Source organism: Paenarthrobacter sp. PH39-S1 (genome assembly GCF_030063245.1).
In the GTDB taxonomy this organism is placed as follows: Bacteria; Actinomycetota; Actinomycetes; order Actinomycetales; family Micrococcaceae; genus Arthrobacter_M.
The window spans coordinates 83,221-95,486 of the sequence record NZ_JASISR010000011.1; the positions used below are offsets into that span (position 1 = coordinate 83,221).

The following is a 12,266-nucleotide window of genomic DNA, read 5'->3' on the forward strand; positions in this document are numbered from 1 at the left end:
ATTCACTGATGGGCAAGTACTACTACCCCGAGGGCGGCCTGCCGCCGCAAACACACCTCACCACCGAACGCGCCATCGTCAAGGAGGCCTACACGGTCATCCCCAAGGGCGTGCTGACGGACATCGTCACGAGCAACCTCCCGGGATTCACCAACACCCGGTCCTGGATCATCGCCCGCCCGATCTCCGGCTTCGCCACCACCTTCTCCCAGCTGATCGTGGAGATCGGTGCCGGCGGTGGCTCCGAGAAGCCCGAGCAGGAGGCTGGCGTCGAAGGGGTCATCTTCGTCACCAAGGGCAAGGTCAACCTGACCCTCGAGGGCGAGCTGCACCCGCTGGCGGAAGGCGGCTACGCCTACCTGGCCGCCGGTGACGCATGGAGCCTGGAGAACGTCTCCGACGACATCGTCTCGTTCCACTGGATCCGCAAGGCTTACGAGCGTCTCGAGGGCTACGAGGCCAAGTCCTTCGTCACGAGCGACGCCGAGGTGGCGCCCAACGAGATGCCCGACGTCGACGGCGTCTGGAAGACAACCCGCTTCGCCGACCCGAACGACCTGGCTCACGACATGCACGTGAACATCGTGACGTTCCGGCCCGGCGGCGTGATCCCCTTCCCGGAGACCCACGTGATGGAGCACGGCCTGTACGTGCTCGAGGGCAAGGCCATGTACCTGCTCAACAACGACTGGGTCGAGGTGGAGGCCGGCGACTTCATGTGGCTGCGCGCTTTCTGCCCGCAGGCCTGCTACGCCGGCGGCCCGGGCAACTTCCGCTACCTGCTGTACAAGGACGTCAACCGGCAGATCCGCCTGACGTAACCGGCGGCATCTCGCTTGGTCGATCGCTACCGTCCGGTGATCCAGACTCCTTTTGCCGCTCGTCTGGACGGATGCCGCTGAAATTTCCACGGTATCCGTCCATTTCCACGGCATCTCGGGAGCCGGTGGCGCCTGATGACTCCGTGATGCCGTGCGAATTTTGACCCCTGACCCACACGGTGATCGACCAGGGCCGGCCACGGCCGCGTGGAGATCCCAGGCGAGCCCGCCAGGTCACCTTTCGTCTGGGTTACGGACGCCGTTTGCCGGCGCGGTACCGACACCACAGGAGCCACCGATCGGCCGATGTCGCTTCTGCTAGGGTCTGTCCATGGATGAGAACCTGGGGAAGTTCATCGCAGACTTCGGCACGCTGGCGCGCCTGGCGCAGGCCGGACTGGAGCTGGTGAAGGGCGGCGATGAGCTGCTCCGGACACTCACCGATCACCTTGGCGCGGCCGCTCAGGACCTATCTGTTGTGGTGGAGGAGATCGCACCGCACCGCCTGGTGGACCTCGACATCCTGCTGGAAGCCATGGCTGGCGGGGATCCGGACAACAGGCTGGTGGGCATCGGCGGCGGCGAGCAGCGCAACCATATGTCCCTCGGCGACATCATCCAGCAATCGCTGATTTTTCCGAACTTCCCGCTGTCCCAGCCCGACTACACGAATCTTGCCGTCGGCCCCGACGAGCAGCGCCAGGCCGTGGCGCTGGGATTGCGGCTCTTTACGTACGCGAGCTCGCCCGTCGCGGTCCTCCAACGCGAAGCGAAACCCAAATTCGGCCGGCAGTTCGCCGCGCTGGAGGTCCTCGCCGCCCGGCCCTCCGTGGCCGCCGATTTCCTGGCCAATGTGCGCCGCGAAATGGAGCACCGAAGCGTCTTCAAGGGCCAGATCATCGCCCTGAGCATCAGCGATTTCGGGCCCAGCGTCGGCGGGGTGACGTTCGTGCGGCGCCCCGAACTGTCCGACAGCGACGTCATCCTCCCCGACGGCCTCCTCAGCAGGGTGGAGAACCACACTCTGGGCATCGCCCGGCAGGCCGACGTCCTGAGGGCGCACGGGCAGCACCTCAAGCGCGGCCTGCTCCTGTACGGTCCGCCGGGGACCGGCAAGACGCACACAGTCCGCTATCTCCTGAGTCAAAGTGAGGGCACGACGGCTGTGCTCCTCTCGGGCGGTTCGCTCGCCCGAATCTCGGAGGCGGCCAAGACCGCACGGGCCCTCGCGCCCTCAATCGTCGTGCTGGAGGACTGCGACCTGATCGCCGAGGACCGCAGTTTCGGCCACGGCCCGCAGCCCCTGCTCTTCGAAGTGCTCGATGCCATGGACGGGCTGGATAACGATTCTGACGTCGCCTTTGTCCTGACCACCAACCGCGTGGACATGCTGGAGCGCGCCCTTGCCCAGCGGCCCGGACGCGTGGACCTGGCCGTGGAAATCCCGCTCCCGTCCGAGCATGAGCGCACGGAACTGCTGCGCCTGTACTCGCGCGGGCTTGCCTTTTCACCGTCGGCGCTCGAGTCCGCCACGGCACGAACCGCGGGCACCACGGCCTCGTTCGCCAAGGAGCTGGTCCGGCGCTCCGTGGTTGCTGCGTCATTGGCCGCCGAGGACCCCGCCGATGCACACCTCGCCGCTGCCGTGGACCAGCTCATGGCCGACGGCGAAGCTCTCACTCGCAGCCTGCTGGGCACGAACGCCGACCCCGGGGAACGCGGTCCGGGGGGCCAACCGGGGTTCCCGGGACCGTATCCCGCCCCGTATGGCTCAATGATGCGGTACGGCGCCAGCTACAGGCCGGTGGAAGGGGCGTAATCCTTCGGCAGCGAGGATGCCGGCGCGGAACAAGCGCGTGGAGATCCGGACGATATGTCTGGGTCCCCTTGACCCATTGATAAGGCGAGATCAGACTTTTATCGCCATAGCCGGGAAGCACCGTGACGTCGAGCCTTGGCGATAGGAGAAATGACGGGCACGGTTGGGAGTCCACCGGTATTCGAAGCCTGCGCCAGTCTCGTGACATTGAGCGATGCTGGAATCCTGCTCGGTCTCTCCACCCAGCGGGTGCACCAACTCTCCAAATAATGGAGCGCTCGAACAGCGGATCGCCGTTCATGGAATCTGCACCGCGATCCCGAGGTATCAGCAGTGGCTGACCAGCCAGTCAAAGCCCGGACCCGCACTGAATATCACTCCGCCGGTGGTCGTCGGGGTCAGATCCCTGACACCAACGCGGTCACCGAAGAGTACGAACGCTGCGTCCGTATTGCGCCGGTAACTCATCCAGACGACGCCGTGGAAACCCGATTTGTAGGCAGCTTCGGCCCAACGGACTGTCCTTGAGTACTGGGACGCTGTCGTCGCGCTCAGGGTCCCTGCGTCGGTTCCCAACACACGCAGACCATCTCCCATGAATGCTGCAAGTTTCAGTTCCCGTGTGGTGGCGATAGTTGCGGCAACACCGTCGGCGAAACTCGGGTACAGGATCTTGCCGTTGCGCAATGGAACGCTATGGAGGATCGTTTCACAGACAGCAGCCTTAGGGGTGTCTGCGGCATAAAGAACCGGCACAGCGGGGTTTGCCGAAAAAGGCAAACCGGGTGCGGCTGCCGAAGCCTGGATTGAATTCCGCAGCCAATCGGGTGTTGGAGAAGACCCGCCACAGCTTAGTGCCTTCCTGCAGTACCAAGGCCTGCGCCTCAAACGGCTGAGGAGGGGCTACCTCACCACTGAACGTTGAAACTCTGCTCCGCGGCGTAGACGACTTCGTCCCCGCGATCCAGCCGGTCGACCGGCCGTGCGTGCCCCTCGGCCGGTTGATCGCCAACAACCTTCCTGCGGACCGCTGCTCGGAAGCCCAACTCCGATTCGGCGACTTCGATCCAACTGCCGCGGAGACCTCGTTACTGGTCAGGAGACCAAACTCGGCGTCCATTTCTCGCCAGGTATTTTCGGTCTCCTGCATGACGGCGGCCAGTTGGGGCGACACGGCGACGTCCACGGCAGCGAGAGCAGGGCCGAGCGCTTCGACGCTGCGCGCCATATTTTCGGCCATTTGCAGCAGCAGAGGGCGTTTCCCCTGCGCTCCAGTGAGTGATTCTTCCTGTTGTTCCGTCGTCACTTTGGTTCTCCCGTCCGACGCTTTCGACACAGGGGTCTACCTGTCCAGATCGTCAGGCGCCATGACACGGCGCCTGGGAATGCCTGGAGATCTCCACCCTCGCGGACCTCCACGCAGCCGCGGGTGGCACCGGTCAACGGCTAAGAGAGGCGGCCGCTCAGCAGGGGTTGACGGTATGGCATCGCAGGCCTAAACTTTCATTAGGCAAGATATAGTTTTCATTATGTGAAAACTATGGAACCATTAACACGAATCATCAAGACGCTGGCGAAGGACACCCTTAATGACATACACAGTGAACTGCTCCATCCTCCTGACGGATCTCCCTCTGCTGGAGCGGCCGGCCGCGGCCAAGGCTGCCGGCTTTGACGCCGTCGAATTCTGGTGGCCCTTCGCTGAGTCGGTTCCCGCCGATGCCGAGGTGGCAGCCTTCGAAAACGCCATCACGGACGCCGGAGTCCAGCTCACAGGTCTGAACTTCAACGCCGGGAACATGCCGGCCGGGGACCGCGGACTGGTGTCCTGGAAGGGCCGCTGCTCGGAGTTCAAGGACAATATCGACGTCGTCGCCGGCATCGGCGCACGCCTGGGCTGCAAGGCCTTCAATGCCCTCTATGGCAACCGGATGGCTGAATTCACGCCCGAGGAGCAGGACGAACTCGCCGTGAAGAACCTGGTGGCCGCGGCCCAGGGCGTGGCCGGGATCGGTGGGACAGTGCTGCTGGAGCCTGTCAGCGGCGCCGAGCTCTACCCGATCAAGACTGCCGCGCAGGCCATGGACGTGATCGGCAAGGTCCGCGCCGCCGGTGCGGAGAACATCGCGCTGCTGGCGGATTTCTACCACCTCTCGGTAAACGGTGACGATGTGGCCGCCGTGATCGACAGCTACGCCAAGGACTTCGGCCACATCCAGATCGCCGATGCACCCGGCCGCGGCGCCCCCGGTTCAGGCAAACTCCCCCTCGGCGACTGGATCACGAAGAGCCGCGACCTCGGCTACGACGGCCACATCGGCCTCGAATACAAGGCGGAGACGGACCAAGCCTTCGCCTGGCTGATCCGCTAGCCGGCATCTTAGGCGCAGCGCAGCACCCCACACCGCCCGCACCCCAGCGCAGCGACCCTCCCCCTCCCAACTAGGTCGCACTTGAGGCACTCAAAACCGCGAATGAGTGCAACAACTGCTACCTAGTTGGGCACACACCCCGCAGACGCACAAACGCGAAGACCCAAAGGATTCATTATGACAAACGTTGCAGTTATCGGACTCGGCATCATGGGCCTCCCCATGGCCACTAATCTCGTCAAGGCCGGCTTCACCGTCACGGGCTTCAACCGCAGCCAGGACAAGATTGATGCCTTGGTCGAGGCGGGCGGCAACGGCGCCGGCAACATTGCCGAGGCCGTCAAGGATGCCGACGTCGTCATCACCATGGTGCCGGACTCCCCCGATGTTGAGGGCGTCGTGTCCGGCCCGGAGGGCGTCTTCGCCAACGCCAAGTCAGGAGCGTACTGGGTCGACGCGAGCAGCATCCGCCCGGATGTCAGCGTCCGGCTCGCCAAAGACGCCAAGGAAGCCGGCGTCAAGCCCCTCGACGCTCCGGTCTCCGGCGGTGAGCAGGGCGCCATCGACGCCGTGCTCTCCATCATGGTTGGCGGGGACGCCGCGGACTTTGATGCCGTTGCTGACGTGCTGAACGCCGTCGGCAAGACGATTGTGCACGTCGGCCCCTCCGGTTCGGGCCAGACGGTCAAGGCGGCCAACCAGCTGATCGTGGCCGGCAACATCGAGCTGCTCGCGGAGGCCATCGTCTTCCTCGAGGCCTACGGCGTGGACACCAAGGCCGCGCTGAAGGTGCTCGGCGGCGGCCTGGCCGGCTCCAAGGTCCTCGAGCAGAAGGGTCAGAAGATGCTGGACCGCTCCTTCGAGCCCGGCTTCCGCCTGCAGCTGCACAACAAGGACATGGGCATCGTCACCTCCGCCGCCCGCGAAGCCGGGGTCACCATCCCGCTCGGGGCCCTGGTCGCACAGCTGGTCGGCTCCATGGTCAACCAGGGCGACGGCGGCCTGGACCACTCCGGTCTCTTCAAGCTCGTCGAGCAGCTTTCCGGCAAGTCCGGAAAAAACTAGCCAAGCCCGATCAACGGACCGTCCCGCACGATCCAATAACCGGAGCAACCGGCACGGTTTAATCAACCGCACCGCTTAATCAACCGGACCGCCCAACGCAGTCCAATCAGCCGGATCAACCGGCACAAAACTATTTACAGACTTCCCCCGGCCGGTGCGCAGCGCCGGCCGGGGGACACCAGAAGGAGAATCCCATGTCCAAGATGCGCACCGTTGATGTTGCGATCGCGATCCTGAAGAAGGAGGGCGCCACTGAGGCGTTCGGCCTGCCGGGCGCCGCGATCAACCCGTTCTATTCAGCCATGAAGGCCGACGGCGGCATCCGCCACACGCTGGCCCGTCACGTCGAGGGCGCGTCGCATATGGCCGATGGCTACAGCCGCGCGGCCGATGGCAACATCGGCCTCTGCCTGGGCACCTCGGGCCCCGCCGGCACCGACATGATCACCGGACTTTACGCCGCGTGGGCGGATTCCGTGCCGATCCTGTGCATCACCGGCCAGGCACCGGTGGCCAAGCTGCACAAGGAAGACTTCCAGGCCGTGGACATCTCCTCCATCGCCGCTCCGGTGACCAAAATGGCCATGACCGTGCTGGAGCCGGGCCAGATCCCGGGCGCCTTCCAGAAGGCGTTCTACCTGATGCGCTCCGGCCGTCCGGGCCCGGTACTGCTGGACCTGCCCTTTGATGTGCAGATGGCGGAGATCGAATTCGACATCGATGCGTATGAGCCGCTCGCCGTCTCCAAGCCCAAGGCCAGCCGCCGCCAGGCCGAGAAGGCGCTGGACATGCTCACCGCCGCGGAGCGCCCGCTGATCGTGGCCGGCGGTGGCATCATCAACGCCGGCGCCTCCGCGCAGCTGGTTGAACTGGCGGAACTGCTCAACGTCCCGGTGATCCCGACGCTGATGGGCTGGGGAATCCTTCCCGATGACCATCCGCTGATGGCCGGCATGGTGGGCCTACAGACCTCGCACCGCTACGGCAACGAAACCATGCTGGCATCGGACTTCGTGATCGGCATCGGCAACCGCTGGGCCAACCGCCACACCGGCGGCATCGAGACGTACACCAAGGGCCGCACGTTCGTGCACATCGACATCGAGCCGACCCAGATCGGCCGGGTCTTCGCCCCGGACCTGGGCATCGTCTCCGACGCCGGCGCCGCGCTGGACACGCTGCTGGAGGTGGCTCGCGAGCGCAAGGCCGCCGGGCCGTTCCCGGACTACAACCCGTGGGTCAAGGACTGCACCGCCCGCAAGGGTGCCCTGCAGCGCAAGACCCACTTCGAGAACATCCCGATCAAGCCGCAGCGCGTCTACGAGGAAATGAACAAGGCGTTCGGCAAGGACACTACCTACGTTTCCACCATTGGGCTGTCCCAGATCGCCGGCGCGCAGATGCTGCACGTCTTCGGCCCGCGCCAGTGGATCAATGCCGGCCAGGCGGGTCCGTTGGGCTGGACCGTACCGGCAGCGCTCGGTGTGGTGCGCGGCAAACCCGATGGTACCGTCGTCGCCCTTTCCGGCGACTACGATTTCCAGTTCATGATCGAAGAACTGGCCGTAGGCGCGCAGTTCCAGCTCCCTTACATCCACGTGGTCGTGAACAACTCCTACCTGGGCCTGATCCGCCAGTCCCAGCGCGGCTTCAAGATGGACTTCGAGGTCTCGCTGGCCTTCGATAACATCAACTCCCCGGAGACCAACGGCTACGGCGTGGACCACGTCAAGGTCGCCGAGGGGCTGGGCTGCAAGGCCATCCGGGTGGAAGATCCCGCGGATCTGGCTGCCGCGTTCGAAAAGGCGCAGGCGATGATGGGCGAGTTCAAGGTCCCGGTGATCGTGGAGGTCATCCTGGAGCGCGTCACCAACATCTCCATGGGCACCGAGCTGGACAACGTGACCGAGTTCGAGGACCTGGCCGAGAAGCACCAGGATGCCCCCACCGCGATCATCGCCCTGCTGGACTGAGAGAAGCACATGCGCATTGTCATAGCCCCGGATAAATTCAAAGGCTCGCTCGCCGCTCCGGAGGTGGCCGCGCACCTGGCCGCCGGCCTGCTGGCCGCGGATCCGGGGCTGACAGTGGAGCAAATTCCAGTGGCCGACGGCGGCGAGGGGACGTTGGACGCCGCCGTCGCCTCAGGCTTTGAGCGCCGAAGCGCTACGGTGGCCGGCCCGACGGGCCTGCCGATCAGCGCGGACTTCGCGGTCCGCGGCAGCCAGGCGGTCATCGAAATGGCGGTGGCCTCCGGGCTCGCCGTGCTCCCCAACGGTGAACTGGCAGCGCTGACTGCCACCAGCCGCGGCACCGGGGACCTGATCCGGGCCGCCCTGGACGCCGGCTGCACGGACATCGTCCTCGGTGTGGGCGGCAGCGCGTGCACCGACGGCGGCGCCGGGCTGCTCAGCGCACTGGGCGTGAAACTGCTGGACGCACGCGGGCAGAAACTGCCCGACGGCGGCGGCGCCCTGGCGCGACTGGCGGAGGTGAGCGTCTGCGGGCTGGACCCACGGCTGGCCACCGCAAACATAGTGCTGGCCAGCGATGTGGACAACCCGCTGCTGGGCCCCAACGGCGCGGCGGAAATCTTCGGCCCGCAAAAGGGCGCCTCCCCGCAGGACGTACTGGCGCTGGAGCACGGGCTTGAATGCTACTTCCGGCTGCTCTCCAACGCCATCGGCACGCATGCCGTCACCAGCTCCGATGCTCCCGGAGCCGGGGCCGCCGGCGGTGTGGGCTACGCGGCACTGGCCGTGCTGGGTGCGGTGCGTCGACCCGGCATCGAGGTGGTCCTTGACTTCACCGGGCTGGACGGGAGAATTGCGGGAACAGATCTGGTCATTACCGGCGAAGGCAGCCTGGATGAGCAGAGCCTGGGCGGCAAGACACCGATGGGAGTGGCGCAGGCCGCGGCGCGCGCCGGCATCCCGGTGATCGCCGTCTGCGGGCGAACCACCCTTGACCGCGGGACTCTGGCCGCCGCCGGCTTTGCCCAAACGTATGCCCTGACGGAGCTCGAGGCGGATGTCAGTAAATGCATGACGGAGGCCGGCGTGCTGCTGGAACAGCTGGGCGCGAAGATCGCCCTGCAGTGGGCCACCGAATCCGATACAAAGGAGTATTTCAATGTCTGAATCAACAGCAGCGCCCGATGCGGCACCCAAGGCCGCGTTCGATCTCGTCATCCGAGGAGGGCGGATCCTGACCACCGCTGGCATCGTGGCCCGCGAGGTGGGGATCCGCGACGGCGTGATCGTCGCCATCGAACCCCTAGGCAACGGATTGGAAGGCGCCAGGAGCATTGACCTGGCCGACGACGAAACGCTGATCCCGGGCCTGGTGGATACCCACGTTCACGTCAACGAGCCCGGCAGGACGGAATGGGAAGGCTTTGCCTCCGCCACCCGCGCCGCCGCGGCCGGCGGAGTCACCACCATCATCGACATGCCGTTGAACAGCATTCCGCCGACGACGACGGTGGAAGCCCTGGAGCTCAAGCGCAGCGTGGCGCGTGACCAGGCCTTCGTAGATGTCGGTTTCTGGGGCGGTGCCATCCCGGGCAACAAGAAAGACCTGCGTGGGCTGCACGACGACGGCGTCTTCGGCTTCAAATGCTTCCTGCTGCACTCCGGTGTGGACGAATTCCCCCATCTCGAGGCGGATGAGATGGAAGCGGACATGGCCGAGCTCAAGAGCTTCGACTCCCTGATGATCGTCCACGCGGAAGACTCACGGGCCATCGACCATGCGCCCAGCGCCGAGGGGAACCACTACGACAGGTTCCTGGCCTCCCGTCCCCGTGGAGCGGAAAACGTAGCGGTTGCCGAGGTCATTGAGCGCGCGCGCTGGACCGGAGCCCGTGCGCACATCCTGCACCTGAGCTCCTCCGACGCGCTGCCCATGATCGCCACCGCCAAGCGTGACGGCGTCCGGCTCACGGTGGAGACCTGCCCGCACTACCTCACACTGATGGCGGAGGAAATCCCCAACGGTGCCACCGCCTACAAGTGCTGCCCCCCCATCCGCGAAGCAGCCAACCGCGAACTCCTTTGGGCCGGGCTGGAGGATGGCACCATCGACTGCATCGTGTCCGATCACTCCCCCAGCACTCTGGATCTGAAGGATCTGGAAAACGGCGACTTTGCCGTTGCCTGGGGCGGGGTCTCCTCGCTGCAGCTGGGGCTGTCCCTGATCTGGACCGAGGCCCGGCAGCGCGGCATCACGCTTGAACAGGTCATCTCGTGGATGTCCACCAAACCAGCGCAACTGGCCCGGCTGACCCAAAAGGGCCAGCTGGCACTGGGCTACGACGCCGACCTGGCCATCTTTGCCGCCGACGACGCCTACGTGGTGGACGTCTCGAAGCTCAAGCACAAGAACCCCATCACGCCCTACGACGGCCGCCCGCTGGCCGGAGTGGTCCGCAAAACCTTTTTACGCGGCCATGAAATCGACGGCATGACGCCCACCGGGAACCTGCTGCGCCGCGGGGACGTGGGCTAGCCGGTCCAACCGGTCCATCGGTCGAACCGCACCAGCCGGTCGGGGCCCTTTAGCCGTGTGGTCGCATCCATCCGCAGACCGCGGCGCGGGAAAACCGCCAGCCCCGCGCTTGCCCTGGGCAAGCAGGCGCAAGCTCTCGTAGCTTCGGCCGATCCTCCCGGCGATCGTCTTAAGCGAAACGAGATCTTCCTCATCGATGCCATTGACCTGAAACCCAGCCCGGGCAGCGTCCTCGACAACGCTGATGATCGCTGCACTCGGCGATACCGCTTCCCGGTTTACATCCAGCACACCTCGACCGTCTCGCGTGCCGGGAAAAGCATCGTCAAGACCGGCCTCAAAGAGTCGGTCGTAGTCCTCGTCGACGGGAGCCCGATCGAGGAAGACCGTGAATTCAAAATCGCTCACGTTTGGCGGCCCGCGCTGACCATGCATTTAAGCGAACATCTGGGCGTTGTGAGTTTACAACAGCCTCCACGTGGTAGACTCCAGCCGCTCGGGCCCAGCTAAGGCCTTTAGCCGAGGGGTCGCTATCTCTCGCTTCACACTCACTTTGGTACCCTCAAAGCGACAGACAGTGACCAATCGCTGTGAGCATTCGGAAGGAGACCCATGAGCAGCAGAGCGCTCGTCCTCGGCGGCGGCGGAGTTACCGGCATCGGCTGGGAAACCGGGCTGATTGCAGGACTCGCTGAGCGCGGTATCCACCTCAGCGAAGCCGACCGCATCATTGGAACATCCGCTGGCTCCAGCGTCGCCGCCACCCTGACCTCCGGCATCTCCGCCAACGACGCCTACCAAACCCAAATCGCCAGCCACGGAAGCGAAAAGGCCGCCACGCTCGGCATCAGCAACATCGCACGCCTCCTCGGCCCACGACTCCTCCCCGGTTCCGACCCGGCCATCGCCCGGCGAATCGGCCGTGCCGCCCTCCGAGCCAGCACCGTCAGCGAGGCCGAGCGCCGCGAAATCATCGCCCATCGCGTCCCCTCCGCCAAGTGGCCGGAAACCGACCTGCGCATCATCGCCATCAACGCCAACACCGGCGAGCGCCGCGTCTTTACCAAGGACAGCCGTGCCTTCAAAGACAGTGGCGTTTCCAAAGACAGTGGCGTTTCCTTGGTCGATGCCGTTGCCGCAAGCTGTGCCGTTCCAACCGTCTGGCCACCCGTCACCATCGGCGCTCACCGTTATATCGACGGCGGAACCCTCTCCGGCACCAACACCGACCTCGCCGCCGGCTGCGACGTCGTCGTCGTCCTCGCTCCCATCGCCATAGCACTACGGAAGCGCTGGTCGGCGGCCGGTCAACTGGCCGCGCTGGGCCCCTCGGTCCGCACCCTGCTGATCACCCCCAGCAACGCCGCTAAGCAAGCCATGGGCCGCAACTCCCTCGACCCGGCCTTCCGTGAAACCGCTGCCCGCGCCGGCAAGGATCAAGCAGCGACGGTCGCTGACGCCGTCCACCGTCTCTGGTCCTAACGCAGCAGCTACTCACCGACAGACGAACTTCTGCAAGCTTGCGAAGAAATAACGCGAAGAGCAAGCGGGAAATCGGACTACCCTAGTTGGTTACCAGCGGACGAGGTCGAAACCAGTACATCGTCAATTCGCTCATTGAGGAAGCCATCACTTCCAGCCAGTTGGAGGGAGCCTCAACCTCCCGGCGTGTCGCCAAGG

The 12,266-nt window shown here is 65.1% G+C and carries 11 protein-coding genes; 9 read left to right on the forward strand and 2 right to left on the reverse strand.

Annotated features, from left to right (window positions below; genetic code table 11):
• The first annotated feature begins 8 nt into the window (after positions 1-8).
• Together QMG52_RS09065 and QMG52_RS09070 are read left to right on the forward strand one after the other, a co-directional pair.
• Positions 9-821: a bifunctional allantoicase/(S)-ureidoglycine aminohydrolase gene (locus QMG52_RS09065; RefSeq protein ID WP_283560084.1), complete on the forward strand. Its 813-nt coding sequence runs from the start codon at positions 9-11 to the stop codon at positions 819-821.
• Between the two features lie 331 nt (positions 822-1,152).
• Complete coding sequence (locus QMG52_RS09070) at positions 1,153-2,640, forward strand: AAA family ATPase (RefSeq protein ID WP_283560085.1); 1,488 nt, start codon at positions 1,153-1,155, stop codon at positions 2,638-2,640.
• A gap of 327 nt (positions 2,641-2,967) precedes the next feature.
• On the opposite strand, the gene QMG52_RS09075 is transcribed toward QMG52_RS09070, so the two are convergent.
• Together QMG52_RS09075 and QMG52_RS09080 are read right to left on the reverse strand one after the other, a co-directional pair.
• Positions 2,968-3,396 carry an RES family NAD+ phosphorylase gene (locus QMG52_RS09075; protein ID WP_283560133.1) on the reverse strand — a complete coding sequence of 143 codons (429 nt, stop codon included), beginning with the start codon at positions 3,394-3,396 and terminating at the stop codon, positions 2,968-2,970.
• Positions 3,365-3,946 carry a hypothetical protein gene (locus tag QMG52_RS09080; RefSeq protein ID WP_283560135.1) on the reverse strand — a complete coding sequence of 194 codons (582 nt, stop codon included), beginning with the start codon at positions 3,944-3,946 and terminating at the stop codon, positions 3,365-3,367. The genes QMG52_RS09075 and QMG52_RS09080 overlap by 32 nt, the downstream gene beginning before the upstream one ends.
• 283 nt (positions 3,947-4,229) lie before the next feature.
• Here QMG52_RS09080 and QMG52_RS09085 point away from each other — a divergent pair, with 283 nt between their 5' ends.
• The 7 genes from QMG52_RS09085 to QMG52_RS09115 all read left to right on the forward strand — a co-directional run bounded on the left by QMG52_RS09085 (position 4,230) and on the right by QMG52_RS09115 (position 12,068).
• Positions 4,230-5,012: a hydroxypyruvate isomerase family protein gene (locus tag QMG52_RS09085; protein WP_283560086.1), complete on the forward strand. Its 783-nt coding sequence runs from the start codon at positions 4,230-4,232 to the stop codon at positions 5,010-5,012.
• Positions 5,013-5,189: 177 nt separating this feature from the next.
• Entirely contained in the window at positions 5,190-6,077 is an 888-nt protein-coding gene (locus QMG52_RS09090; RefSeq protein WP_283560087.1) for a 2-hydroxy-3-oxopropionate reductase, read from the forward strand.
• A 194-nt stretch (positions 6,078-6,271) separates the two neighbouring features.
• Complete coding sequence (gcl, locus tag QMG52_RS09095; protein ID WP_283560088.1) at positions 6,272-8,050, forward strand: glyoxylate carboligase; 1,779 nt, start codon at positions 6,272-6,274, stop codon at positions 8,048-8,050.
• Positions 8,051-8,059: 9 nt separating this feature from the next.
• Positions 8,060-9,217, forward strand: a complete 1,158-nt coding sequence (locus QMG52_RS09100) for a glycerate kinase (protein WP_283560089.1) — start codon at positions 8,060-8,062, stop codon at positions 9,215-9,217.
• Positions 9,210-10,586 (forward strand): allantoinase AllB, encoded by a 1,377-nt coding sequence (gene allB / locus QMG52_RS09105; protein ID WP_283560090.1) that lies wholly within the window; start codon positions 9,210-9,212, stop codon positions 10,584-10,586. The genes QMG52_RS09100 and allB overlap by 8 nt, the downstream gene beginning before the upstream one ends.
• Positions 10,587-10,643: 57 nt before the next feature.
• Positions 10,644-11,096 carry a hypothetical protein gene (locus tag QMG52_RS09110; protein ID WP_283560091.1) on the forward strand — a complete coding sequence of 151 codons (453 nt, stop codon included), beginning with the start codon at positions 10,644-10,646 and terminating at the stop codon, positions 11,094-11,096.
• 102 nt (positions 11,097-11,198) lie between these two features.
• Positions 11,199-12,068 carry a patatin-like phospholipase family protein gene (locus QMG52_RS09115; protein WP_283560092.1) on the forward strand — a complete coding sequence of 290 codons (870 nt, stop codon included), beginning with the start codon at positions 11,199-11,201 and terminating at the stop codon, positions 12,066-12,068.
• Positions 12,069-12,266: the final 198 nt, after the last annotated feature.

Excerpts from the sequence above, each read along its gene's own strand:
- QMG52_RS09100 (WP_283560089.1), top strand. The coding sequence starts at position 8,060 with ATGCGCATTGTCATAGCCCCGGATAAATTCAAAGGCTCGCTCGCCGCT.
- QMG52_RS09085 (WP_283560086.1), top strand. The coding sequence starts at position 4,230 with ATGACATACACAGTGAACTGCTCCATCCTCCTGACGGATCTCCCTCTG.
- QMG52_RS09070 (WP_283560085.1), top strand. The coding sequence starts at position 1,153 with ATGGATGAGAACCTGGGGAAGTTCATCGCAGACTTCGGCACGCTGGCG.
- QMG52_RS09065 (WP_283560084.1), top strand. The coding sequence starts at position 9 with ATGGGCAAGTACTACTACCCCGAGGGCGGCCTGCCGCCGCAAACACAC.
- gcl (WP_283560088.1), top strand. The coding sequence starts at position 6,272 with ATGTCCAAGATGCGCACCGTTGATGTTGCGATCGCGATCCTGAAGAAG.
- QMG52_RS09090 (WP_283560087.1), top strand. The coding sequence starts at position 5,190 with ATGACAAACGTTGCAGTTATCGGACTCGGCATCATGGGCCTCCCCATG.
- QMG52_RS09115 (WP_283560092.1), top strand. The coding sequence starts at position 11,199 with ATGAGCAGCAGAGCGCTCGTCCTCGGCGGCGGCGGAGTTACCGGCATC.
- allB (WP_283560090.1), top strand. The coding sequence starts at position 9,210 with ATGTCTGAATCAACAGCAGCGCCCGATGCGGCACCCAAGGCCGCGTTC.